This window comes from Coprothermobacter platensis DSM 11748, from assembly GCF_000378005.1.
Classification (GTDB): Bacteria; Coprothermobacterota; Coprothermobacteria; order Coprothermobacterales; family Coprothermobacteraceae; genus Coprothermobacter; species Coprothermobacter platensis.
Window position 1 is genome coordinate 574,974 of the sequence record NZ_KB899040.1, and the last position, 23,952, is coordinate 598,925.

General features: G+C 42.3%; 26 protein-coding genes. All 26 read left to right on the forward strand.

Features of this window, described 5'->3' with window-relative positions; genetic code table 11:
- The first annotated feature begins 5 nt into the window (after positions 1–5).
- The 26 genes from pth (at position 6) to vorB (ending at position 23,949) form a co-directional block, all read left to right on the forward strand.
- Complete coding sequence (gene pth / locus D890_RS0103165) at positions 6–578, forward strand: aminoacyl-tRNA hydrolase (protein ID WP_018963085.1); 573 nt, start codon at positions 6–8, stop codon at positions 576–578.
- Positions 565–3,258 carry a DEAD/DEAH box helicase gene (locus D890_RS0103170; RefSeq protein ID WP_018963086.1) on the forward strand — a complete coding sequence of 898 codons (2,694 nt, stop codon included), beginning with the start codon at positions 565–567 and terminating at the stop codon, positions 3,256–3,258. The genes pth and D890_RS0103170 overlap by 14 nt, the downstream gene beginning before the upstream one ends.
- Positions 3,234–4,454 (forward strand): histidine--tRNA ligase, encoded by a 1,221-nt coding sequence (hisS, locus tag D890_RS0103175; RefSeq protein ID WP_018963087.1) that lies wholly within the window; start codon positions 3,234–3,236, stop codon positions 4,452–4,454. Before D890_RS0103170 ends, hisS begins: the two co-directional genes overlap by 25 nt.
- Positions 4,447–6,183, forward strand: coding sequence for an aspartate--tRNA ligase (gene aspS, locus D890_RS0103180; RefSeq protein WP_018963088.1), 1,737 nt, complete (start codon positions 4,447–4,449; stop codon positions 6,181–6,183). The genes hisS and aspS overlap by 8 nt, the downstream gene beginning before the upstream one ends.
- A gap of 4 nt (positions 6,184–6,187) precedes the next feature.
- Complete coding sequence (locus tag D890_RS0103185; RefSeq protein WP_018963089.1) at positions 6,188–6,511, forward strand: hypothetical protein; 324 nt, start codon at positions 6,188–6,190, stop codon at positions 6,509–6,511.
- A complete protein-coding gene (locus tag D890_RS0103190; RefSeq protein WP_018963090.1) occupies positions 6,508–7,239 on the forward strand; it encodes a sigma-70 family RNA polymerase sigma factor in 732 nt (243 codons plus the stop codon). The genes D890_RS0103185 and D890_RS0103190 overlap by 4 nt, the downstream gene beginning before the upstream one ends.
- On the forward strand, positions 7,232–8,257 hold the full coding sequence (locus D890_RS0103195; protein ID WP_018963091.1) for an AI-2E family transporter: 1,026 nt from the start codon (positions 7,232–7,234) through the stop codon (positions 8,255–8,257). Before D890_RS0103190 ends, D890_RS0103195 begins: the two co-directional genes overlap by 8 nt.
- Complete coding sequence (ruvX, locus tag D890_RS0103200) at positions 8,254–8,667, forward strand: Holliday junction resolvase RuvX (protein WP_018963092.1); 414 nt, start codon at positions 8,254–8,256, stop codon at positions 8,665–8,667. The genes D890_RS0103195 and ruvX overlap by 4 nt, the downstream gene beginning before the upstream one ends.
- Positions 8,654–8,941: a DUF1292 domain-containing protein gene (locus tag D890_RS0103205; protein ID WP_018963093.1), complete on the forward strand. Its 288-nt coding sequence runs from the start codon at positions 8,654–8,656 to the stop codon at positions 8,939–8,941. The genes ruvX and D890_RS0103205 overlap by 14 nt, the downstream gene beginning before the upstream one ends.
- Positions 8,942–8,952: 11 nt before the next feature.
- Positions 8,953–9,186 (forward strand): hypothetical protein, encoded by a 234-nt coding sequence (locus tag D890_RS0103210; protein ID WP_018963094.1) that lies wholly within the window; start codon positions 8,953–8,955, stop codon positions 9,184–9,186.
- A 2-nt stretch (positions 9,187–9,188) separates the two neighbouring features.
- Positions 9,189–10,226, forward strand: coding sequence for an ATPase, T2SS/T4P/T4SS family (locus D890_RS0103215; protein WP_245533131.1), 1,038 nt, complete (start codon positions 9,189–9,191; stop codon positions 10,224–10,226).
- A complete protein-coding gene (locus tag D890_RS07555; RefSeq protein ID WP_018963096.1) occupies positions 10,220–11,287 on the forward strand; it encodes a type IV pilus twitching motility protein PilT in 1,068 nt (355 codons plus the stop codon). The genes D890_RS0103215 and D890_RS07555 overlap by 7 nt, the downstream gene beginning before the upstream one ends.
- Positions 11,268–12,287 carry a type II secretion system F family protein gene (locus D890_RS0103225; protein WP_018963097.1) on the forward strand — a complete coding sequence of 340 codons (1,020 nt, stop codon included), beginning with the start codon at positions 11,268–11,270 and terminating at the stop codon, positions 12,285–12,287. The genes D890_RS07555 and D890_RS0103225 overlap by 20 nt, the downstream gene beginning before the upstream one ends.
- 13 nt (positions 12,288–12,300) lie before the next feature.
- Complete coding sequence (locus tag D890_RS0103230) at positions 12,301–13,329, forward strand: aminopeptidase P family protein (protein ID WP_018963098.1); 1,029 nt, start codon at positions 12,301–12,303, stop codon at positions 13,327–13,329.
- Between the two features lie 25 nt (positions 13,330–13,354).
- Positions 13,355–13,915, forward strand: coding sequence for an elongation factor P (gene efp, locus D890_RS0103235; RefSeq protein WP_018963099.1), 561 nt, complete (start codon positions 13,355–13,357; stop codon positions 13,913–13,915).
- 1 nt (position 13,916) lies between these two features.
- Complete coding sequence (locus D890_RS0103240; protein WP_018963100.1) at positions 13,917–14,210, forward strand: hypothetical protein; 294 nt, start codon at positions 13,917–13,919, stop codon at positions 14,208–14,210.
- Positions 14,197–14,637 carry a transcription antitermination factor NusB gene (locus D890_RS0103245; protein ID WP_018963101.1) on the forward strand — a complete coding sequence of 147 codons (441 nt, stop codon included), beginning with the start codon at positions 14,197–14,199 and terminating at the stop codon, positions 14,635–14,637. Before D890_RS0103240 ends, D890_RS0103245 begins: the two co-directional genes overlap by 14 nt.
- Positions 14,615–16,513, forward strand: coding sequence for a 1-deoxy-D-xylulose-5-phosphate synthase (gene dxs, locus D890_RS07560; protein WP_018963102.1), 1,899 nt, complete (start codon positions 14,615–14,617; stop codon positions 16,511–16,513). The genes D890_RS0103245 and dxs overlap by 23 nt, the downstream gene beginning before the upstream one ends.
- A gap of 83 nt (positions 16,514–16,596) precedes the next feature.
- A complete protein-coding gene (locus D890_RS0103255; protein WP_018963103.1) occupies positions 16,597–17,400 on the forward strand; it encodes an NAD(+)/NADH kinase in 804 nt (267 codons plus the stop codon).
- Complete coding sequence (locus tag D890_RS0103260; protein ID WP_018963104.1) at positions 17,397–18,998, forward strand: AAA family ATPase; 1,602 nt, start codon at positions 17,397–17,399, stop codon at positions 18,996–18,998. Before D890_RS0103255 ends, D890_RS0103260 begins: the two co-directional genes overlap by 4 nt.
- Positions 18,964–20,073 carry a butyrate kinase gene (buk, locus tag D890_RS0103265; RefSeq protein ID WP_026291302.1) on the forward strand — a complete coding sequence of 370 codons (1,110 nt, stop codon included), beginning with the start codon at positions 18,964–18,966 and terminating at the stop codon, positions 20,071–20,073. The genes D890_RS0103260 and buk (D890_RS0103265) overlap by 35 nt, the downstream gene beginning before the upstream one ends.
- Positions 20,063–20,956 carry a phosphate acyltransferase gene (locus D890_RS0103270; RefSeq protein WP_018963106.1) on the forward strand — a complete coding sequence of 298 codons (894 nt, stop codon included), beginning with the start codon at positions 20,063–20,065 and terminating at the stop codon, positions 20,954–20,956. Before buk (D890_RS0103265) ends, D890_RS0103270 begins: the two co-directional genes overlap by 11 nt.
- Positions 20,956–22,026 carry a butyrate kinase gene (gene buk, locus D890_RS0103275; RefSeq protein WP_018963107.1) on the forward strand — a complete coding sequence of 357 codons (1,071 nt, stop codon included), beginning with the start codon at positions 20,956–20,958 and terminating at the stop codon, positions 22,024–22,026. The genes D890_RS0103270 and buk (D890_RS0103275) overlap by 1 nt, the downstream gene beginning before the upstream one ends.
- Before the next feature lies 1 nt (position 22,027).
- Positions 22,028–22,660 (forward strand): hypothetical protein, encoded by a 633-nt coding sequence (locus D890_RS0103280; RefSeq protein ID WP_018963108.1) that lies wholly within the window; start codon positions 22,028–22,030, stop codon positions 22,658–22,660.
- 3 nt (positions 22,661–22,663) lie between these two features.
- Complete coding sequence (locus D890_RS0103285) at positions 22,664–22,897, forward strand: 4Fe-4S binding protein (protein WP_018963109.1); 234 nt, start codon at positions 22,664–22,666, stop codon at positions 22,895–22,897.
- Positions 22,894–23,949, forward strand: a complete 1,056-nt coding sequence (gene vorB / locus D890_RS0103290; protein WP_018963110.1) for a 3-methyl-2-oxobutanoate dehydrogenase subunit VorB — start codon at positions 22,894–22,896, stop codon at positions 23,947–23,949. The genes D890_RS0103285 and vorB overlap by 4 nt, the downstream gene beginning before the upstream one ends.
- Positions 23,950–23,952: the final 3 nt, after the last annotated feature.

Consider the following 23,952-nt stretch of genomic DNA (forward strand, 5'->3'; position numbering starts at 1 on the left):
CTTTCATGCTCATTGTTGGTCTTGGTAACCCTGGCGAAGAATACGAAAAAACGCGTCATAACATAGGTTGGTGGGCTCTGGACATTTTACTCCGGCAGCTCACCAACGTTGATTTACGTCTCTATTGTCATAGTCGTGTATATGAACAAACTTCATACACGGGTGAAAAACATCTATTTGTTTACCCTCATACATTCATGAATAACAGTGGCAAGGCTGTAAAGTGCTTGTACGATGGCAAAAATGACATGATCGTCATACACGATGATCTCGATCTGCCTGTTGGCAAGCTGCGTGTACGACATGGAGGGTCTGCTGGCGGGCATCACGGAATAGAGAGCATAATTCAGTCCATAGGGACAGATGACTTCTGGCATATTAAGGTGGGAATAGGGCGTCCTTTGCTTAAGGAAGAAGTCGTAGATTATGTTCTTTCTGAACCTTCTAAGAAAGAAAAAGAGGTGCTTGTAGCAGCCTTGGAGTTTCTTGCATCTCAATTAAAGATATTACTGAACGAGAAGAATTTCTCATTGTTTCAGCAGAATATAAACAGCTATAAATTCAATGAGAATAACTAGCCAAGACCCATTGCTCTACTTTGTCGTTGAGGCAAAGAATGCATTTAAAAGTAATTCAATTCTGCTCCCTGAAAGTGATAAAGAAGCCTTCATAGATTACTATGCGGTTTTGTTTGGTAACGTACCTGCTCACGTTTACAGTGCCAAGGATTTAACTCAAGAGCAACTTCAACCTGAAGGTGAACCTCTTGTATTAAAAAAGAATGTTCCTATGCAGGATGTCTTGGATTTTCTACAAAGGGCAGGATACAAGAAAGTTGATTTTTGTGAAGAGCCGTTTCAGTGGGCGAAAAGAGGATTCGTTATTGATGTATTCTCCAATGAATTGTTGAGATTGGATTTCGACGAAAATGACCTGGTAGAAAGCATACGCATTGTCGATCCAGAAAGTCAGATGTCCCTGAGGCGTGTTGAAGAAGAAACCTTATGGACAAAACAACGCAAGATCCGTGTAGCAGATACCATAACGCAACTGCTGGTTTACGATAGAGATAGAAGCTTGCGAGAGCTCAGCGCTGTGGATATCAAATTAAACGTCCCTATGTCTTTTGTCGCTCCCCAAAGAATTGAAAAGTTTACCACGGTGCCGAACTTCAGCACAGAAGATCTTATGAATTTTCAGGGGAAAATGGTGTTAGTAACGCAATTTCCTGAAGTCTTCCAAAGACGAATGCAGTGGCCCATCGAAGACTGCATTGTAAACGGTATAAACATGGGCGCAAGCCAATTCCTCGTGCAAGGAGCAATAAGAATGCCCTTCACCATCGAAGAGTACGATGTCCACATAGACCGTGAAAGTCTTGGTTGGAAGGTTGGCCGACGTCGTTCACTCCAGTTATCTTGGCAGGGGCTGAAGGTTGGAGAGCCTGTATTGCATCTGGATAGGGGAACGGGAATTTATCAAGGAATAGAGTATCTGGATAATAAGCCTTACTTTTCCATTTTGTTCAAAGACGGTCGGGTCTTGGTCCCATTTGAACGGAGCCAGAAACTGGTCAGAGTTCCTTCATCCATGTCTGTAGATAGCTTAAGCCCTGAGAAATGGGGGCGTAAAAAAGGTGTCCTTAATGAACGCGCGTTGAAAATGAAGACATTCTTAGAAGCACGTTTTAAGCAAAGGAGAAACATAACTTCTCCTCCAATAACACCGGACGAAGAAGTTATGAAGGCTTTTGAAAACAGCTTCGAATATGAGGAGACGTCTGATCAGAAACAGGCCATAAAAGAACTTTCTGACTGGTTGTCTCTGGCGACGCCTGAAGAAGCACTCATTATTGGAGAATCAGGTGTGGGAAAAACAGAAGTTCTCTTAAGGACAGCGGTTGCTGTTGCATCGTCCGGACATAAGGCTGCCCTTATAGTTCCAACACGTGTTTTGGTGGACCAATACATGGCGGCATATGCTGAACGTGTCTCCAAATGTGGGCTCATATTATCGGATAACCCAAAAGATCAGTGGGATATATTAATTGGAACGCATAGTATTTTAAAGAGTAATCTTTATGATGAATCCATTGCTTTAGCTGTCTTCGATGAAGAGCAGAAATTTGGTGTGACGCACAAGAATTGGTTTCAAGAACATTTTCCGTGGATAAAAGTCATTTTCAGTAGTGCTACACCCATACCGAGAACGTTTTTCTTGGCTCGTCGCGGTTACGTCAAGCTTATTAGGATGCATGAGCTTCCTTATGGACGTCAGAAAGTATCTGTTTATGCAGATGAGTATTCTTCATCTTTAGTAAAAAAACTTCTTGCAGAAGAGCTGGAACGTGGTGGACTGAGTGTTTACATTCATCCGACAATTGAGGGTATAGACATGCGCGCTTTAGAGATTCAGCAGTGGTTTCTGGATGCTGAAGTAGAAGTTCTTCACGCTGAAATGAATGACAAACGTATCAAATCGGTATTCAAACGGCTCCAAGACGGGCAAATAGATATTCTGGTCGCTACTACGATCATGGAAGCAGGTGTTGATTTGCCCATTGCAAATACAATAATTGTTGAAGATTCTTCACATTTAGGTGTGTCTCAAATGTATCAGTTGAAGGGGCGTGTAGGTAGAAATAGTGTGAAGAGTTATGCGTGGTTTCTTTACCCACCCACAGCTTCGGTTTCTACCAGAAACAGGATTAACTCTACTGTAAAACTCTTGAATTATTCTGATACATATGCATTAGCTGAACTTGATGCTCGGTACAGGGGTATAGGCGAAATATTTGGGCTGAAGCAACATGGACTTGTAAAACAGGAGGAAGTATTTGCTGTGGATGCTCTTCTTGAGCAGTCCTATAGGGAAGAAGAAACAGAAATAAACAGTTACCCTCTAAGTATGAACGTACCGGAATGGGTTTTGCCAGAGCCTGAACGCAGTAATCTCATTAAAGAAATTTTGGACGCTGATACTGAACGTGAACTCATGCAAGTATTTCTTATGCTAAGAGATTTGGCTGGCGAGTTGCCAGAAGAAACTAAATCTCTGTTTGCTTATTCTGAGCTTAAGGTTCTGGGCAATAAGAGAGGTGTGACAATGATAAAATTCAATCCAGGAAACGTTTTGATTGAAACGGGGGATGAAGTACATCGCTTAAATGTGCGAAGTGTTTCCCCGTGGGAACAAATTATGTCTGCTATAAGATTTTTGGGAGGTGCCGAAGAGTGGTTCGAAATCCTAAAGGTATGAGGGATATACTACCTCCTGAAACATTAAAGTGGCGCCGTTTGGAAATTTTGCTTTCCAAAGTAGCGCTTCTTTATGGATACGGAGAGATTCGTACACCCATCTTGGAGTTTTCAGATCTTTTCCGTAAAGGTCTGGGAGATCAAAGTGATGTTGCTCTTAAAGAAATGTATGAGTTTGTTGATAAAAATGACGACGTTCTCGCATTGAGGCCAGAAGGTACTGCTCCTGTGGCACGAGCTTTTATTCAACATCATTTGTATGATAGCCCCATGGTTAAGCTATTTTACGATGGCCCAATGTTCAGACGAGAAAGGCCGCAGGCTGGACGTTATAGGCAGTTCCATCAGTTCGGGGTCGAATGTTTTGGTATTGAGGAACCTTTTGTTGATGTGGAGATACTCCTTCTGGTAAAGAGAATTTTTTCTCTACTTGGTTCGCCATTAACGTTGCACATTAATAGCTTGGGATGTAACGAATGCAGGCCTCGGTATATGGATGCATTGAGGCGTTTTATTGCGGATCGTATACCTGAAGATGAAGAATTGGACCGTTTTATGAAAAACCCATTGAAACTCTTTGACTCAAAAAATCCTGAGCACTCAATAGTAAAGTCAGAAGCTCCAAAAATAACGTCCTTTTTATGCGATGACTGCAAGGAACATTACGAGACACTGATGGATTTTGCATCAAAGCTGAATCTTGACTTAGTGGAAGATAATGAATTAGCAAGAGGTTTCGATTACTATACTCGGACGGTTTTTGAAGGCTATGTGGGCGATGATAGCTTGGCTGTCATAGGCGGTGGACGGTACGATCACCTGGTAGCTTATTATGGTGGTCCTGATATTCCTGGAATCGGTTTTGCCATTGGATTAGAAAGACTTCTTACGACGCTTGATGAAATTCCTAAGGTAGATTCAGAGCCAACAAAAACGTATTTCTTGGCTACCACAGGTAATGATATGGTTATGGCAGCATTTACGCTTGCTGAACTATTACGCAGCAACAATATTGGTGTAATCATGGACTTGAGACAAGGGAAACTTCAAAAGCAATTAAAATTAGCTGATAAAATGGAAATTGAAAATGTTTTAATCATGGGTGAAGAGGAATACAAAAACAATACTGTCACTGTTCGAAATATGAAGACTGGCGAACAAATGGTCATACCACAGGAGGCGGTCATAAATGGATAGAACTTATATAGGTTCATTAAAAAATGTTTCCAAAGACGTTAATGTTAGACTCGATGGATGGGTTCAATATGTAAGAGATTTTGGAAAAGTTGTATTTTTTGTGTTAAAAGATCGGACAGGCATCGTCCAGTGTTATGTAGGAGCGCCTCACGAGGAGTTATTAGAATTGGCAAAGAGTTTGTCTCCTGACGATGTCGTTAGAGTAGAAGGAAAAATCAAACCTCGTCCAGCAGATATGGTCAATAAGAACATGGAGAACGGAGATATTGAGCTGGAAGCAGAAACACTGGAGCTACTTAACCACTGCATACCACTTCCATATGATGTCAATGGAGATCCGAACGAGGTAACTAAACTGAAATATCGTTATGTCGATATCAGACATAGTGATACACTGGATAATCTTAGAGTAAGAAGCGTTGCATCGACTACTATAAGAAACTATTTGACCAAAAACGACTTTTGGGAAGTAGAAACACCATATTTGACGAAATACACGCCCGGGGGAGCTCGTAATTTCGTTGTTCCTGTGAGACAGCAACCCGGGTATTTTTATGCACTTGCGGAAAGTCCGCAGATTTTTAAGCAGATCCTTATGATAAGCAGTGTGGATAGATATTTCCAATTTGCTCGCTGTTTCAGAGATGAGGACCTTAGAGCTGACCGCCAACCGGAGTTTACGCAAGTGGATATTGAGGCATCATTTATTACCGAAGAAGATATCTACAAACTCATAGAAGGAATGATGGTGGAGCTCTTCAAAGAAACAATAGGTGTTGAAATAAAAGCACCTTTTCCCCGGATGACATACGACGAAGCCATGGAAAAATATGGATCAGATAAGCCCGATTTACGCTTTGAGATGATCATAAACGACTATACGGAGAACTTTCGTGAAAGTAATTTCAATGCCTTTAAGCAAGTTGTTCAGGAAGGTGGAGTAGTACGAGGACTTTACTGGAGCGATCCGTTGGACAGAAGTGCTATGAAGGTTTTAGAGCAGGCTGCTTCGGGAAGTGGAAATAGATTCGTCTTTGTAAGCAAATCGCTAGACGGCATGCTTACCAATGGTCCAAAAGCTGTCTTCCAAAACGAGGATTGGCTTAAAGAAGGTACTTATGTGTTTTCTGCTGGAAATGAAGACAAAGTTCTTCCCTTCCTTGGAGAACTCCGTCTTGCTTTAGGTGAGCATCTGGGGCTTTTGCATAACAATGAATACGAGTTCGTCTGGGTAACAAGTCGCCCTATGTTCGAAATCGCTGATGATGGTTCGCTTCAAGCAGCTCATCATCCATTTACAATGCCAGATGTTACAGATATTAACGAAATAAAGTCGAATCCTCTTATGGTAAGAGCACGTGCCTACGATATCGTGCTCAACGGGGTAGAAGTAGGAGGAGGCAGTATAAGAATACACAATGCTGATCTTCAACGTGCAGTATTCCGTGTTCTGGGACTATCTGACTCTGAGATAGAAGAACGTTTTGGGTTCTTTTTAGATGCACTAAGTTGTGGAGCGCCGCCTCATGGCGGAATAGCCTTGGGGTTCGATAGGCTTTCCATGATACTCTGTGGAGCAGAGAGCTTGAGAGAAGTCATAGCCTTTCCAAAAACAAAATCTGGAACATGCCCTCTAACGGGTGCCCCTGCAAAGCTTTTCACAAATCAGAGTAAGGAACTTATTCCCATATTTAAGCAAATAATTAATGATGAACGGGAGGGCGGTTAGAACATTGTTTATTGAGTTATCTGTACCGTGTACGGAAGAATATGGTCTCCTCTTACAAAAGCTTATAGCGGGGATTGGCCAATTATGGAATATGGATTTAGACCAATTCTTTGAACTTACATTGGTTGTCACAAAAGCTTTTGATGGTGCAGAAAAAACGTCTCCAGAAGCAGTTTTCAAGGTACGCCTCAATCGTCTCGATACTAATAGAATTCAAGTGAATATAGACAGTGATTCGCCTATGGACACTGAAACATACAGACTTTTCATCATGCCATATATGGAGAAAGAAATCGAAAGGTTTAAGAAGGTAATCTTACTTATATGACAGAAAAAGAAAAAAAGCTCGCAAGAGAATTACTGGAGAGGTATGCAAAAACCAGGGATCCTCGTCTAAGAGATACATTGTTTATTATGTATAAGCCATTGGCAGAATCAGTCGTAAACAGATTTGCTCCTTATCAGGTTGATAAAGAGGACTTGAGGCAAGAAGCTTATCGTGCACTGGTAGATGCCATAGATAGATTCAACCCATCCTATGGAAATATGTTTGAAACATTCGCTATTCCTACAATTATTGGTAACTTAAAGCGTTATTTGAGGGATTACGGTTGGGCTATAAGTGTTCCACGTAGCATGGTAGATTCTGCTTATTCCATACAGAAGAAGCTACCAGAAATTGCAGAGAAACTTGGTCACGAGCCGACAATAAAAGAAATAGCGCAAGAACTTAATCTTGGAGAAGAAGAAGTGAGCGAAATTCTCTCCGTAATGGCTGTTAAGAATACGTCCAGTATTGATTCTAAAATAACTGATGAAAGTGACACCACGGGTGAAGAGCTGATCGGGTTGCTTGCTGATAGGGACTTAGAAGATGAAGCATTATTGGAAATAGCTGTTACCGATCTTCCAGATCCTGAAAAATTCATCATTGAAAAACGGTTAGAAGGACTTTCTCAAAGCGAGATAGCAAAGCTTTTGAATATTTCCCAAGCACAAGTTTCTCGGTTTGAACGTAAGGCCATAGCAAGGCTTAGAGAGGCGATCCATGGATAAGAAGGAATTAATGTGGATCATTGTTGCTGCCGAAGGCATATTTTTTGCTATGGCATTTGTTTTCTATTTGCTAACGAAGAATTTCGCTGCATTTTACAATTGGGTTACATTTTTTGCCTGGCTTATTTTTGCTATGTATGTAGTAGAAGCTGTAGCAAAATTGTTGCGCGTACCCAAGCGTTTTGCTGCGTTAGTAGGTGTAATTACAGCTATTGTTCTCTTAGCTGCATTGGGTTTGTCAATATTTTACTTAATACAAAGCACTATTCCGCCTTTGGTAAAAGGTATAGAAAACTTGGTCTCTTCCGTCCCTGCTTGGGAACAGCGGTTCAAAGAATGGTCGCAGCGTAGTGAAGCTTTGGCTTGGTTGTTTAATACGATTACTAAAGAAACGCAGTCTTGGGCAGGTCAACAAACCATAGGAAATATAGTGCAGACAGTGGGTAAGTTTCTTACTTCTTCAGGTGGTAGCCTTGCCCAGATAGCACTGGCCATCGTTATATCGGGTTTGTTTATTCCATATAAAGATCGCTTTCTCTCTTTTGCAGACAAGCGAATTCCTAAGGCAGAACTTAGAGAATTGGATCAAATGATGAGCCAATACGCTCTACAACGTTTGGTGAGCGGTTTTTCTTTGAGCGTGGTACTATTCATTGGTAACTCCATAATTCTTGGAAATAGCGCAATGGCTTTAGGAATAGCAAGTTTAGGTTTTACTTTAGATTTTATTCCTTACGTAGGCCCATTTTTTGCTTTCGTTATCAATGCTGTGGTGGTATTAGTTGCTTCGCCAAGTTGGTTAAGGTTACTGTTTAGCCTTATCGTGTTTCTTCTTGGCCAAGGCATAGAACAACTTGTAGGAGCTACAATGGCTAGCATGCAATTCTCTATACCATTCATCGTCGCGATTTTCCTTGTGATTTTCGGTGGAGTAATTGCCGGTGTTCCAGGATTGATACTTGGTGTTCCTATTGGGGCATATATAATTAATCTCTGGCAAAAAAAGGTGAAGACATGATTGTTGCCATCGATTACGGCACCAGACGCATAGGAATGGCCAAAAGTGACCCGAAAGAAGAGTGGGCATTTGCACATAAGACACTGTCTGGCGTAAAGTTGCAAGAGCAGTTGCTTGCGGAATTAAATGCGCTAAAGCCGAACACCGTCGTTATTGGTCTGCCAAAGAACATGGATGGAACAGAGAGTGAAATGTGTGCTGTGGTTAGAGAAATAGCCAAACAAATTGAATCAAATGGTTATCCTGTGGTTTTTTGGGATGAGCGTCTAACAAGCCGTATAGTTGGTAGACAAGACCCACGAAGTCTGAAAAAGGCTATTTCAGACAAGGGCAAAGTAGATTTAATGTCCGCCGTGTTAATATTACAAGAGTATATAAGTTCAAGGAGGAAAACAGATGAATCACAATGACGAACACGATCATGAGCATGAAGACATGGAAGAAGTAGTTATATCGTTCAATGATGAAAACGGTGTAGAACATCAATATGCGCTTATAGAAGAATTATCCGTGGATGAGTCTTTATATGGAGTGTTCGCACCTGTTGAAGAGGAAGGCGATCTCTTAGTATTCCGAATCGAAGGCGATCAATTGGTCGAAATAGAGTCAGACGAAGAGTTCGAGAAAGTAAGGGAAGCATGGGAATCTCTTCTTGATGAAGAAGAAGAGGACGAAGAAGAGTAGAAAAGCTGCCTGTGTTCAGGATTGAGCTTATTTTAGGAAAAAGGGATGTAGGCGTTGTCCAGACTCTCGTAGAAGGTCTGGACAACGCCTATTCTTTAATGGGAACAAGCAAGTTGTCTGATGATTCTTATAAGATGATCATACAGGCTACTGAATACTTATTCAAAGAACTTATGGGTGTAATTATAGATTGCATGCTATCAGGTAATGTCAAGTCGTTTTCTGTTACTGTATGGAATAGTTGATAGTGCCAGAAGAAAATGCTGATTTCCAAAAACCGGGGGTAATAGCGCAGTACGTTAAGATGGCATACCAGAATGGCGCATCGGATTTGCACTTTATACCTACCAGCAAGGAAGTAAATGTGTTTCTTAGAGAAAGCGGTATTTTGAAGAAACACACCCCAATTAGTAAAGGCGAATACGAACGTCTTCTTAATGCATTCAAGTTCTCATCTGGTCTCGATGTTGCCAGCAGTCGCGTAGCTCAGGATGCTGCTTTTTCTTTACAGATTGATTCATCTGAGAAATTGGATATGCGAGTATGTGTCTTACCTTCTGCTCATGGTGAATCACTGACATTACGTCTACCTACTAGAAACGTTCACGATTCGACCATAGAGTTGGGTATGAACGATTATCAAACTGAACTGCTCAATAAGATAATGGATTCTGGTAAAGGTGTGGTTCTTATAACGGGTCTTACCGGTTCTGGAAAGACAACAACATTTTATACACTTTTGCTTAGCGCTCTCAAGAATGGAATGAAAGTTGTCACTATGGAAGATCCTATAGAGCGGTTTTTAGATGGGATTGTTCAAGTTCAAATCGATGATTCTACGGGTTTTTCATATGTAAATGCTATTAGTGCTTCTTTAAGAAGTGACCCAGATATTATCGCAATAGGAGAGATTCGTGATGCAGAAACAGCAAGAGCGGCTGTAAACGCTGCTTTTTCTTCCAGGCTTGTGGTTGCAACCATGCATGCAAGGGACTTGGGACATGCTATCAAACGACTTGTTCATTTTGGTATACCCAAGAGTGATTTGGAAACTATTATCTCGTGCATTGTTCATCAGCGTTTAGTGACGCTTAGCGATAGCGATCATATATTTAGGACAGGACTATTCGCGATGACGGTTGGTTTGCAGTCTTCTGATGACGAGACGCTGGGAGTACTAAGTAACTTAACGTACCAGAGCCTAGTTACCCAGTTAAGTAATGCTTTACATAACGGTCATAGAATTGTTAGAATAGATGGCGACATGAGGTATGACGAGTGGTAGATGTTTATGACTTATTAAAGCAAGCTGTGGATAACAGAGCCACAGATCTTCACCTAACAGTGAATTTGCCTCCAATGATAAGGGTGGATTCTATGTTGAGACCTTTGGGCGGTGAAGTGCTCACCCCTGAAGATACAGCCACATTAGCACGGCAAATAATTCCTCAGACACAGTCGAGCACTTTCAAGGCCCAAATGAACGTAGATTTTTCCTTCGGCGTTACTGGATTGGGAAGGTTCCGAGCTAATGTGTTTCTTCAACGTGGTAGTATTGCTCTTTCTATAAGAAGACTTCCATTCGATGTACCATCTTTTGCAGAGTTAGGGCTTCCCTCTATAACTGCAGAACTTGCCAATAAGAAAAATGGACTGATTATTCTAACAGGCCCTACAGGTTCTGGAAAATCCACGACGCTGGCATCTATGATTCAGTACATGAATGACCGATACCGTTATCACATTATCACTTTGGAGGATCCAATAGAATACACTTTTCATCACAATCTATCCATAGTTAACCAGCGCGAGGTTGGAAATGATGTTCTGTCTTTCGCAGAAGGTTTACGTTCCGCTCTGCGTGAAGATCCAGATGTCGTTATGCTGGGTGAAATGCGTGACCTAACATCTATTTCTGCTGCTCTTACTCTGGCTGAAACTGGCCACTTGGTTTTAACGACGCTCCACACGAAATCTGCAGCAGAGACAGTGGATAGAATAGTCGATGTTTTCCCATCTGACCAACAGCAACAAGTAAGAAGCCAGTTTGCCAGTGTTTTAGAAGGAATTGTCTCCCAACGTCTGCTTCCCAGGAATGGTGGTGGCTTGGTTTTGGCATACGAAGTGCTCATAGCTACGCCGGCAGTACGCTCACTCATACGTGAAGGGAAAACGCATCAAATACCCTCTTCCATTCAAACAGGTGCTTCTTTTGGAATGATAACAATGGAAAACAGGCTGATGGAGCTTGTGAAAAATGGTTTTGTGGATGTAGACGAAGCCTTGGAAGTAGCCAACTATCCTGATGTGCTCAAACGTCTAATAGATGGGCAGAAGTTTTCTTAATCCAAAAGCTACACGTCAAGCTGATGTGGATGCATTTCTTGAAGATGTTTCTGAGCTCATGGCCGGATCATATGGTTTTTCTGATGCACTGATTATCCTGAGGAATGAAGGCAAGTATAGAAGCTTGTTAGATAAAGTAGAAACATCTTTATCTGATGGCGCACTTCTTTCAGAGACCCTATTGCAGACATGCCCTAAGATTGATCCATTTGTTGTTCTTTACATTGAAGCGGGGGAGAAATCGGGTAACTTAAGGAGCGCCTTAGCAGAGGTTTCATCAAAGATTGCGGCAAAACGCAACCTCCAACGTTCGCTATCAGAAGTTCTGTTTTACCCACGTATGGTTTTGTCTGTTGGATTGATTATTTTTAATTTGTTCTGGTTATTTTTTGTTCCATTCATGAATGATTTTTTGAACGAAATGGGTCTATCCTCCGCCAATGTGCCTTACATACCAGGAATGGGCTTGAGATCAAAGCTCTTCCTTTTACCTTTGGATATAGTCGTCTTAGTTGTAATTCTCGACAGGCGAATTTCATGGCATTTAGTACCTTTTAACGTAAGAAAGTTGAGTGAACACGCATGGTTCTTTTCGTCTTTAGATGCCATGCTGAATGCGGGTATGCCTATCGCCAGCGCTTTAAAATCGTTATCGGATATAAGTTTACAGGAAAAAACAAAACAGCACGTACGTCTCAAAGACATTTATGACACCTTAGAAGGTGGTGAACGTTTGAGCATGGCACTCAGTCGAGATAGCAGATACTGGGGTGCTGGAACCATTTCTAAGGTTGCAATTGCAGAAAGAAATGACTCTTTGGCATCTTCGTTTCATGTTATAGCTGAGCAAACAGATCAAAGGAGAGCAAATGCTATCTCCATGTACACGCAGATGATAAGGTCCATGTCTATTCTAATTGCGGGCATTTTTGTCTATTTGCTGGCATACTCAATTTATAAGCCGATGCTTAATATGTTACTGGACTTGAGTGGTATTTAAGGAGGTGTTTTCTGTGGATATAGAAAAGCTTTTGAGTGGGGCAGACGCATTATTCATATGCGACCGACCAACGTTACGCTGGCTGACAGGTTTTACAGGAGATGAAGGGTATGCGTTTTTTTCTAATGATGTTCGCCTGTTACTTGTAGATTCGCGCTTTACACAGCAGGCTCTATTAGAAACGAAGGGCGTGGACGTTATTGAGTATAAACAACCGCTGTTTGACTTCCTTTCGCAGAGAGGTTTACTAAAGGGTACCATAGCAGTTAATGGTTCTTCCATTAGCTACAATATGGCTTCAAAACTTGTTGAAAGAGGAGTGGCACTGAAGGACGTTGGTGAAGAAATCCTATTTGGACGAGCTGTAAAGACTTCGCAAGAGATCGAATATATAGAGAAATCCATTGATATTGCAGAACAAGCATTTCTAAAATCACTACCTGTTATCAAGGCTGGAGCGACGGAGAAAGAATTCGCCGCAGAATTGGAGTACCAATCAAAGAAACTTGGTGCTGAAGGAATGTCATTTGATACAATCGTCGGAAGTGGTTGGAGAGGAGCGCTACCTCATGGCGTAGCCTCTGACAAGAAATTTGAAGATGGGGAATTAGTAGTTATAGATTGGGGATGTCTGTTTAACGGCTACTGCAGTGACCTTACGCGTACAGTGGCTATCGGAAACGTAGATAAGGAAGCGATGGACGTAGTTAACGTAGTATTAGAAGCTCATGAAAGAGCTGCTTCAGCAACTGAGTTCTCTACTGGAGCAGATTTGGACGCTATAGGCCGCAGTGTAATAGAATCACATGGTTACGGAGAAAATTTTGGCCACAGCTTAGGACATGGCATTGGCTTAGAGATACATGAATACCCATCTATCTCTCAAAGGGTCCAGCATAAGCTTGTGGATGGGCATGTCTTTACAATCGAACCAGGGATTTATTTACCGGGAAAATTTGGTGTTAGGATAGAGGATGATTACGTTCTTGAAGGCGGTAAAATTAAAAGGCTAAGCCATTTGGACCAAATAATAATGGTATAATTATTTAAGCGTGAGGTGATGAAGATTGATTTCAACTAATGATTTACGACCTGGAATTATAATTGACTTGGACGGTACGTTGTATTTGGTAGTGACAGCACAGCATGTAAAGCCTGGCAAAGGCTCCGCTTTTGTACGAGTAAAAATGAAAAAACTATCTGATGGTTCTACTATCGAACAAACATTTAGAGCAGGAGAAAAAGTACAAAGGGCGTACATGGAAACAAAGCAAATGCAGTATCTTTATAACGACGGTGAGAATTTTATTTTCATGGATACGAATACTTATGAACAAGTAACGCTTTCCGGTGACATCATGAGCGATGTTCAGCAGTGGCTTAAAGAAAGCATGATGGTCAACGTCCAGTTTTATCAAGGTAAAGCTGTAGGCATAGAAGTGCCAACCTTTGTGGAACTAAAGGTTGTAGAAACGGAGCCTGGCGTCAGAGGTGATACGGCTCAAGGCGGTTCTAAACCTGCAAAGCTGGAAAGTGGCGCTGTGGTACAAGTACCGCTATTCATAACAGAGGGTGATTTAGTGCGTGTGGACACAAGAACAGGTGAGTATGTGGAGAGGGTTGGATAGTGTGAATGTCAAATCCGATGATATAAATGTGCTAAAAGCTGCTTTGGCACTTAGTTTGGTCGATATACCGGGCGTCGCTGATTTATCGCCCAAGGATGCTCTCAAACGTGTCCAAATTAGTGTTAACCCTTCAGGAAAACTCATTGTGTACATGAATATAGACATTTCTTCTGATGTTGACATGGCGGTTTTGAAGGCTAAAATTGAGGATTTTGTGGATAGGTTGTTATCTTCTTACTTTGAGGAGCAAGTGGACCACGAAATCTTGCTGGAAATAGAAAATGTCAAGAAATAGGGGACCGCTGTTTGAGCAAGGACGTGAGATGCTACTTCAAGAGCTGATGAGTTATGAGCTGGGTGTTGTTGATAAAGATGCTCTTTGGCGTAGCTTAAGTCCGTCCTTGCCCAAATCTGACAGGGTAAAGAGGCATATCAAACGTTTGCTCAATCTTTATTTGCAAGAACGTGATGAAGTCGATATGTGGATTGATAGTCATTTAAAATCGAAATCTTTTGCTGCGTATAGTGACTTGGAAAAAATGATAATGCGCTTAGCGATTTTGGAAACGATGCATTTCGGAGATGAAAAAATGATACCCGTAATAGCTAGCACATGGGTTGATATATCCGAGCGTTTTGTCGATGATAGTTTTGCTAAGGCTGTACACGGCATTATAGGGACTTGCTACGAAGAGAACCATGCAAATACCGGACTATCATAAACTGCGTGAATACAGCTTACCTGATCTGAAAGTATTAGCAGGTGAGATAAGAAAACACATTTTAGAGTCTACTCATCTTCAGGGTGGGCATGTAGCTTCCAATCTTGGCGTGGTTGAAATTACGTTGGGGTTAGCTCATGTGTTTGACCTTGACAAGGATGTGGTGATTTTCGATACTTCACATCAAAGTTATACGTTTAAGATGCTTACAGGACGTTCTGATGATTTGCCTTCTATACGAACACTTGGCGGTTTGTCTGGCTTTAGCGACCCGGTAGAGTCGGAATTTGATCGCCATTACTGTGGTCATGCTGGCACAGGTTTGAGCCTTGCGTATGGAGAAGCCATGGCGAAGAAACTTAAAAACGATTCTGGACGTGTGATCGTTGTCGTAGGTGATGGAGCTTTGACAAACGGTGTAAGTTACGAGGGCCTTAATAACATAGGGGCAAGCGGTCTTCCTATTGTTATCGTTTTAAACGATAATGAACATAGCATTTCGAAAAATGTTGGTGCTATGGCAGCATACCTGGCAAAATTGAGGTCTTCTAATGCTTACCGATCTGTTAAGACATTTATAACTAACACGCTCCGTAAGGCTGGCGCACATGGACTCGAAGAAACACTGGAAAAGGCTAAATTGGCTCTCAAAGAAGCATTCCAGTTGGATACGTTTTTTGAAAAGCTCGGTATTGTTTATTTGGGCCCATTTGATGGAAATGACATGGCTTCCGTCTTGGTAGGTCTAAGAATTGCTCAGTCATTTGATAAGCCCACTGTTGTCCACTTGCTAACAAAAAAAGGTTCTGGGTACGAGCCAGCCGAAAAATCTCCTGTGGCTTTCCACAGTGCTGGCCCATTTGAAATAATGAGTGGAGAAATATCGTTGGATCAGTCACGAAACTTTACTAATGCATTTGGAGAAAAAATGGTCGAATCGGCGGATTCTTATCCAATTGTTGCGATTACTGCCGCAATGACTGATGGAACTGGCCTTAGTAAGTTCTCAGAAAAGTACCCGGAAAGGTTTCTCGACGTGGGTATTGCAGAGGAACACGCCGTTATCACCGCGAGTGCATTGGCCGCGAATGGTTTCATACCCGTGGTAGCTGTTTATTCTACGTTCCTCCAGCGATCTTATGACCAACTGATTCATGATGTTGCCTTGGCGAAGAGACACGTGATATTCGCTTTAGACAGGGCCGGACTTGTACCTGCAGATGGCCCGACGCATCAGGGACTATGGGATATTGCTTATGCACTGCATGTACCTAATAGCCGTATATATGCCCCTTATGATGAGATGACATTGAGATTATCACTTGATCAGGCACTGGAAGGCGATGGACCATGTTTCGTGCGCTACCCCAAAGGGAGCATGCCCGAACTGTCCCTTAGCAGCTCAGGTGAATACATACATACTGGTTATGGAACGGATTTCACGTTGATCGCATATGGCCCATTAGTAGCTGAGGCATTAAAGGCTTTAGATATTCTCAAAGCTACAGGGTTAAAAGGTCAACTATTTGGTGTTTATCAAGTGAAACCTATTCCACAAGTGCTTATAAAGAACGTTCAGGGAAGTTCTCGAATTTATGTCTTGGAAGAAGGTATACGAGACTATGGTGCCGCAGCGCTTTGGAGAAGTCTCGGATACAAAGTGGTTTCTATCGGAGTTAACGATCCTTTTGTTCCGGCAGGATCGCGTTCTGAACTTTTGCATTTGACCATGTTAGATGGTGAAGGTATAGCAAAGCGCATCTGCCGCCATGAATATTCGCAAAGCACGCTTGCTTTTAACTCAAAACTGACGGATTTGTTCTTAGAGAACAAGCCTACTGTGTCAGCGAATAAGAAAAAAAGAGACCAATTTTAATCACACAAGTTAAACTTTCATCCGTTCGCTATCTGCGTTTTTTTGTTCCTTTTATGGATTAAACTGTAGGTGGGTGGTATTCATTGAAGTTTAAGACTTTTCATATCGAATCACATTTGTGGAAGGAGTCTGCCTTCCAAGTAGTGGAATTATTCCGTGAGTTGGCGAAGAAACGCGGAATGCAAGAAGTTGGCGCGAATGATGCTGATGTTCTGGTGGCCATCGGTGGCGATGGAACGTTTTTGAAAACTGCTCAAATGTCCTTTATCCTGCAAAAACCATTTTGGAGCCTGGGGACAGGACGTCTGAATTTTCTTCCAAATAATGTACCTGACATGGAAAACGCCATAAATGAGTTCCTGGATCGCCAGTTCGACCTCGAGACATTGCCTGTGTATCGATGGGCATTTAGTGCTGGTTCTGGAGGTACAGAAGAAGGGTTTTTTCTGAATGATTTGGTTGTCGCAAAGCCAGGATATGATGCAACTATCACCATTAGAGTTTTCGTCAATGGCTTGAATGTCATGTTTGCGGTAGGCGACGGTGTTATTGTTAGTACTCCGTTGGGCTCTACCGGATACAATTTATCTGCTGGCGGCCCTGTAATGGACAGATGTGTGCATGGTTTTTGCGTAACGCCGCTGAATGCTCATCAGACAAATTTGCGCCCTCTCATACTTCCAGAAACGGTAGAAATCTCCATTCAAGTTGAGGAAGCTTACAAAGCTTCTGTGGTGGTGGCAGATGGCAGTACAAACTGTCAGTTACCCGTATTTAAGCAAGTTCGTGTATGGAATGCTAAAGATGGCGTCGTACACATTGTAAGTAAGGATGCCATGTCATTTTACGACAAAATCAATAAGAAATTTGGTTGGTTAGGCATATGATCTCCAATGTGACTTTTACTGGTTCAGAAATCATATCGGATGTGGACTTACCATTTGATAGTGGGTTAAATGTAATAACAGGTGAAACGGGAACTGGCAAAACAGTTCTTATCAATCTTGTGGCGAACGCATTGGGTTTTTCAATGCCCATTCCTTTTTATCTTCGAAGTGGCCAGCTTCAGGTCACTGTCGATTTGGAGTACGCGCAGCACAGCGTTCTTCTTCAATTCGGCGGTAGTAGAAAAAAAACATTCCTTGATGGTGAGCAAGTAAGCCAAAAGGAATTGCGAAACCTCTTCAAAGGAAGAGTTGTTCTCTCCTCACAGTTTGATGCGAAGATTCTTGATTCTCCTGAAGAACTTGTTTATTTGTTAGACTCTTTCGCGCAGTTGGAAGAACTACGGGAAACCTATAGTCATTTGTTTAGTCAAATGAGAGAATTGGACATTGCAATAAAGCGTGTTCGCGAACAGCTTTCACAATCAGCAAAGGTTAGCGAAAGTTTACGATCAGAGTTAGAAGAACTTAGAAACTTCAATCCACGGGTTGGCGAGTACGAAGAACTAAAAAATCAATTGTTACGTGCAAACCAACGGGAACGTATTGTGGAAGACACCAAGATTGTCTTGGATATCACTGAAGATGATGCTCCCTTTATGGATGGATTAAAAAAGCTTAGAAATGCTTTATCGATGCTTAGCGCATTCTATCCGGAAGCAAAAGAACTTCTGGAGTTGTCAGATAGTCTGAGGGCACAGATTCAATCTTATCGAGCTAATGCATCTGAACCAGAAGAAGAATTAACAGACATTGATAGCATTAATGAGCGCCTTTACCATTATGAAAAGTATTTCCGAACTTATGGTTATGGAGAACAAGCTATATTGGATCGGTTAAACCAGTTAAATAATGAACTCATTGAAATAGAACGATTACCAGAAAAACTAGCTGATCTGATGGATCGCAAAGACAAACTTCAGAAAGATTTGCTTTCCACTGGGAAAGAACTTTCTTCCAAGAGAAAAACCTCTTTAAACGACTCTTTGGCATCTGTACAGACTTTCCTATCTGAGACTGGTGTAGACGGCACTTTTTATTGGAACTGGGTGCAAGCAGAGAATAATCCAATAGGGTTGGAAGTACCGGAGATTGGGGTCATGCGGAGTGGCGAAATGGTCTCCGTTTCATCTCTTTCTGGGGGTGAAAGAAATAGGGTATTACTTGCTTTAAGGACAATTCTTAGTCTACCTAAGTCTGTGCTAATTTTTGATGAACCTGATGCTGGCTTAGGTGGAGAAACGTTATCCCGTTTGGTTAAACTTCTCCAAAATATTTCTCAAACACGCCAAATAATACTCATAACCCACAACCCGCAAGTTGCTGCCGCAGCACAGAAGCACTTTTCTGTGGAGCGAATATTAAGCGGTGATAAAATTCGTGTTAAAATAGAGTTGTTACAGGATCAAAGGAGGATTCACGAGATAGCTAAGATGATTGCCGGTCAATATGTTACTGCGACCACACTTGAGTTGGCTAGTGAACTAGTTAGGCAGCTCTCAGGAGGTGAATCATTTGGAGAAGTACGTTCTGGTAATTAACCCTGGATCCACTTCCACTAAGCTCGCACTTTTTCTTTTTCAGGAGTCAGGTGTCGCTGAAAAAGTGGAGAAAACTGTGGAAGTACCTCTGCAGATTATCGAAGAAAAGCCACACTACCTTGACCAGATCTCGTTTAGGCTTTCACAGGTCCGTAGTTTCTTAAAGGAAAATGGTGTTTCAGAAAACCAATTGGTATGCATTGCTTCGAGAGGAGGCCCTATAAAACCTCTTCCTGCTGGTACCTATAAGGTAACGAAACACGTATGTGATGACATAATGTCGGGGCGCGTTTTGACGACGCACAGTTCCCTGATTGGTCCTGTAGTGGCTTATAACCTATCACAAGAATGGGGTATACCAGCCTACTTTACAGATCCTGTTTCTGTGGATGAGTTCATCCCGGAAGCTAAAGTGAGTGGTCTACCTGAAATCCCCCGCTACAGTGCGCTGCACGCCCTTAATATGAGAGCTGTCGCCCGTAAATATGCTGATTCAGTTGGCAAAACCATGGATGATTTAACAGCTGTCATTGCTCATCTTGGCGGTGGTTTTAGTATAGGTGCCATGGAAAAAGGTAGACTGATCGATTCTACAAATCCTAATGAAGATGGTCCATTTCAGCTAGAGCGTGCAGGTTCGCTGCCCATCTCTGATTTTGTCGACTATATATACGATAATTGGCCAGATTTGAAGGCGTTGAATCGTCGCATTTCTGGTAAGGGTGGTTTAGTAGCCTACTTCGGTACTAACAGTTTTAAGGACATTCTTTCTCTAAGTAAAGAAGACAAAAACAAAGCACTGGTTTTACAGGCCATGTACTATCAGGTGGGGAAGTACATTGTCGCCATGAATGCTGTTTTAAAAGGAAGTGCAGAAGTAATAATTCTTACAGGCGGCATAATGCACAATCCAGAAGCGATTGATGGAATAAAACGTTATACGAGTTGGATGAAAAAGCCTTATGCAGTATATCCAGGTGGTTATGAAATGGAGGCACTGGCTTTGGGCGCTTGGCGTGTCATGAAAAACGTGGAGCCACTAAAGGATTATGAGGTGAGTGATTATGGTAATTAAGGGCCTGAATGATTTTGTCAATTTGGCTAAGGCAAAAACAGGTCAAAGGGTGGCCGTGGCTGGGTATGATGAAGAAGCTGCTGAAGCTTTACAAAGGGCCCATAAGGAATTAAACGTGGAATTCGTTGTGTTTGATTGGCAAAAAGACCATAGTGATTACGTTCCAGAAGGCGGTACATTCATACTCTGTTCATCTCCCGAAGAAAGTGCGTTTATGGCTGCAAAGTCTGTTTCTGACGGCGACTGTTCCATTGTTATGAAAGGGTTTGTGAGCACTTCAACGTTTTTGAAAGCCATCCTCGATAAGACGCTCACCCTAAAAGGAAAAGGATTAATGTCGCATTTGGCATTGTTCGAGGTGCCCTCTTATCATAAGCTTATTGGAGTTACCGACGGCGGTATGATCATCGCGCCTACATTGGCTGACAAAGTTAAGATTATCGAGAATGCGGTAGAGTTTTTCAGGTCTTTTGAATATAGTACTGTAAAGATTGCTGCTTTGTGCGCTGAAGAAAGACCAAATCCAGATATGCCTTGTACATTGGATGCTGCATCGTTAAAAGTTATGGCTCAGCGCGGTCAATTTGGTAAAGATGTTATTCTTGATGGACCGTTAGCTTTTGATTTGGCGTATAGTTCCAGGGCTGCGGAAATAAAAGGGGTAAAATCGGATGTCACAGGCGATGCGGACGTCTTTTTAGTACCAGATATTGAAGCTGGCAATCTTTTGGGAAAGAGTTTTTCTCATGCTTGCTTTGGTAAAATGGCTGGTTTGATCTTGGGAGCAAATTGTCCCGTCGTTCTTCCGTCTCGTTCAGACACAGACGAAAACAAGTTCTTTTCACTTGCTGCAGCATTAGCTCTTTCTGGAGGTGTTCGATAATGCCTTTTCAAATACTAACAATAAATCCGGGTTCAACAAGTACAAAGGTTGCTTGGTTTGAAGATGATAGGCTCTTATGGAAGGATTCTTTGGAGCACAGTAGTGATCAGCTTTCACAGTTTGCTAATATTGCATCTCAGTTTGAGTTTCGGGCGCAAGAAATAATAAAGGCTATAGAAAAACATGGTAACGATATAAAGACATTGAGTGCAGTGGTAGGCCGTGGAGGGCTACTTAGGCCTATCCCCAGTGGTGTATTTCGTGTTAATGAAGCAATGATCCAAGAACTCATGGAGGCCAAGCATGGTGAGCATGCTTCGAACCTTGGGGCACCCATTGCCAGCGCCATCGCTCAAGAAGTGGGATGCCCTGCTTTCATCGTGGATCCAGTGGTCGTAGATGAAATGGACGATGTGGCGCGTGTTAGTGGTTGGCCAGAACTGCCTCGCAAAAGTATATTTCATGCTCTTAATCAAAAAGCTGTGGCTCGTAGAGTGGCGCGTGATTTCTTTTCTTTACCTTATGAAAAGCTTAATTTCATTATTGCCCATATGGGTGGTGGCATAAGCATCGGCGCGCACAAAAAAGGACGCGTAGTAGATGTGAATAATGCATTGGGTGGAGAAGGTCCAATGAGCCCTGAAAGAGCTGGAACGTTACCCATTATGAAGTTGGCAGAGTATATATATACAGTCAAGCCTGAACGAAAAGACTTTGCAAAGAAACTTGTGGGGAAAGGCGGCTGGGTAGCACACTTAAATACCAATAGTGGTAGGGATATAGCGGCGTTGATAGCACAGGGTAACAAAGATGCTGAGTTGGTCTTAAAAGCAACAGCATATCAAGTTGCTAAGTGGATTGCACAAATGGCTGCTGTACTCGAAGGTGATGTAGATGCAATCATAATCACCGGTGGTCTGGCCAATATGAATGAATTGGTCGACTTGATACAAGAACGTATCTTGTGGATTGCTCCTGTTTTTGTTGTGCCCGGGGAAGATGAGATGCTCGCTTTGGCAGAAGGTGCACTGCGAGTTCTCAGTGGCATAGAAGAAGCGCAGTCTTACTAATATGACGGCAAACATTGATACGTTCTTTGATGGTAATGAACTTATTGCTTTGGCTGGTCCTCGCGGGACAGGTAAAACCGAGATAGCTCTAAATATTATGGATAAGTTCTCTCTGGTGCAAGTTTATGATGCTGACATGTATAAACCACTGATGAGAGCGAGAGACGTTGACATGGGTGACCGACGAGAGGGTAGTTTGAATAAAGAATGGAAATACATGGACACCCCTGTTATTGAGTACACGCCGGAGGTTTGGCTTACCCAAGGTTATAAAGTGGTTTTGGACATGGGTGGCGGTGAACTTGGTTTAGTACCATTGACCACTTTGAGAAATCTATTGAAAGAACGGACAATTTCGTTTTTTGTCGTGGTTAATCCTTACCGACCCCAATCTGAATTTCTCATAAGAAGAATCTTGTCCATGCTGCCAGAGGAACCACGCTTTATTCTGAACCCGCATCTACTTGACGAAACGGACGTGGACGTGGTCATGCATGGTTTGGAACTTTATAAGGATATGCATTTGGGAGAACCGAGTGTCTTGGTGACGCTTGAAAAGTTAATTCCAGAGGTTGAAAAGGTGACAGATATGCCACTTTTTCCAATAAAAAGGTTTCTTAAGTTGGAGGTGTAAGACATGAATGAGGGAGCTCTAAAAGTTGTGGTAGACGAAGAATTGTGCAAACAGTGTGAGCTCTGCGTATCCATTTGCCCGGTGCACGTGCTTCAAATTTCTTCAAGGATAAACAGCAAGGGTTTTCACCCTGTGGAGATCTTTGACAATGATAAGTGCATAAGTTGTGGTTACTGTGCCATGACGTGCCCAGAAAGAGCCATAGCTGTTTATAAACCGGAGGTGGAGAGAGCATGAGCGATCGCATATTGATGAAAGGAAACGAAGCTGTTGGCGAAGCTGCAGTCAGGTCTGGTTGTCGTCTGTACTTCGGTTATCCTATAACACCTGCCAGTGAAATAGCAGAGTATATGGCTTATCGTCTCCCACAAGTTAATGGGACGTTTATTCAAGCTGAATCAGAACTGGCCGCATCTAATATGCTTTACGGCGCGGCAGCTGCTGGTAAATATGCAATGACTGCATCAAGTAGCCCTGGTATTTCTCTAATGCAAGAAGCTATTTCTTACATGGCTGGTGCAGAAGTACCTGCATTAATTGTGGACGCTATGAGAGGTGGCCCAGGTCTTGGAGACATACAAGCTGCCCAGAGTGACTACTTTCAACTTACTAAAGGTGGCGGACACGGTGACTACCATGTCATCGTTTTTTCACCCTACACGATTCAAGAAGTAATCAATATTATGCCTTTGGCATTTCAAACGGCTTTCAGATATAGGAACCCTGTTGTGGTAGCTGTAGATGGGCTAATCGGGCAGATGATGGAAGCCGTGGAGTTTAACTACTTTACTGACCCTGAAGAGATTCCTTTACCAGATTGGTCTCTTAGTGGCAAATTCCGTCATGGTAACAAGAAGAACGTGAACACTTCTTTGGAACTTGACCCAGATAAGCTCGAAGCAATCAACTGGCGTTTGCAAGGAAAATATCACGAGATAGAAGAAAAGGAATCCAGATATGATTACGTAGGTGTAGATAATCCTGAAACGCTGGTTGTAGCCTATGGTACGGTAGCAAGGCTTACTATTTCTGCTGTAAAGAAAGTTTTGGGCGAAGGCAAGAGTATCGGTTTATTCAGACCCGTAACATTATGGCCATTCCCAAAGGCTGCGTTGGCTCAAAAAGCAAAATCTGCAAAGCGAATTGTTGTGTTGGAAATGTCGGCTGGTCAGCTTATTGAGGACGTAAAACTCTATGTTTACGATCCCACAAAGCAATACGAATTCCATGGCCATCCAGGAGGAACAACTTTTACGCCTAGTGAAATTGAGCAAATTTTGAGAGGGTGATCT

What these genes read in the sequence shown, in the direction of transcription:
- pth (WP_018963085.1), top strand. Translation starts at nt 6, where the DNA reads ATGCTCATTGTTGGTCTTGGTAACCCTGGCGAAGAATACGAAAAAACG.
- D890_RS0103170 (WP_018963086.1), top strand. Translation starts at nt 565, where the DNA reads ATGAGAATAACTAGCCAAGACCCATTGCTCTACTTTGTCGTTGAGGCA.
- aspS (WP_018963088.1), top strand. Translation starts at nt 4,447, where the DNA reads ATGGATAGAACTTATATAGGTTCATTAAAAAATGTTTCCAAAGACGTT.
- D890_RS0103190 (WP_018963090.1), top strand. Translation starts at nt 6,508, where the DNA reads ATGACAGAAAAAGAAAAAAAGCTCGCAAGAGAATTACTGGAGAGGTAT.
- D890_RS0103195 (WP_018963091.1), top strand. Translation starts at nt 7,232, where the DNA reads ATGGATAAGAAGGAATTAATGTGGATCATTGTTGCTGCCGAAGGCATA.
- ruvX (WP_018963092.1), top strand. Translation starts at nt 8,254, where the DNA reads ATGATTGTTGCCATCGATTACGGCACCAGACGCATAGGAATGGCCAAA.
- D890_RS0103205 (WP_018963093.1), top strand. Translation starts at nt 8,654, where the DNA reads ATGAATCACAATGACGAACACGATCATGAGCATGAAGACATGGAAGAA.
- D890_RS0103225 (WP_018963097.1), top strand. Translation starts at nt 11,268, where the DNA reads ATGGGCAGAAGTTTTCTTAATCCAAAAGCTACACGTCAAGCTGATGTG.
- D890_RS0103245 (WP_018963101.1), top strand. Translation starts at nt 14,197, where the DNA reads ATGTCAAGAAATAGGGGACCGCTGTTTGAGCAAGGACGTGAGATGCTA.
- dxs (WP_018963102.1), top strand. Translation starts at nt 14,615, where the DNA reads ATGCAAATACCGGACTATCATAAACTGCGTGAATACAGCTTACCTGAT.
- D890_RS0103260 (WP_018963104.1), top strand. Translation starts at nt 17,397, where the DNA reads ATGATCTCCAATGTGACTTTTACTGGTTCAGAAATCATATCGGATGTG.
- D890_RS0103270 (WP_018963106.1), top strand. Translation starts at nt 20,063, where the DNA reads ATGGTAATTAAGGGCCTGAATGATTTTGTCAATTTGGCTAAGGCAAAA.
- buk (WP_018963107.1), top strand. Translation starts at nt 20,956, where the DNA reads ATGCCTTTTCAAATACTAACAATAAATCCGGGTTCAACAAGTACAAAG.
- D890_RS0103280 (WP_018963108.1), top strand. Translation starts at nt 22,028, where the DNA reads ATGACGGCAAACATTGATACGTTCTTTGATGGTAATGAACTTATTGCT.
- D890_RS0103285 (WP_018963109.1), top strand. Translation starts at nt 22,664, where the DNA reads ATGAATGAGGGAGCTCTAAAAGTTGTGGTAGACGAAGAATTGTGCAAA.
- vorB (WP_018963110.1), top strand. Translation starts at nt 22,894, where the DNA reads ATGAGCGATCGCATATTGATGAAAGGAAACGAAGCTGTTGGCGAAGCT.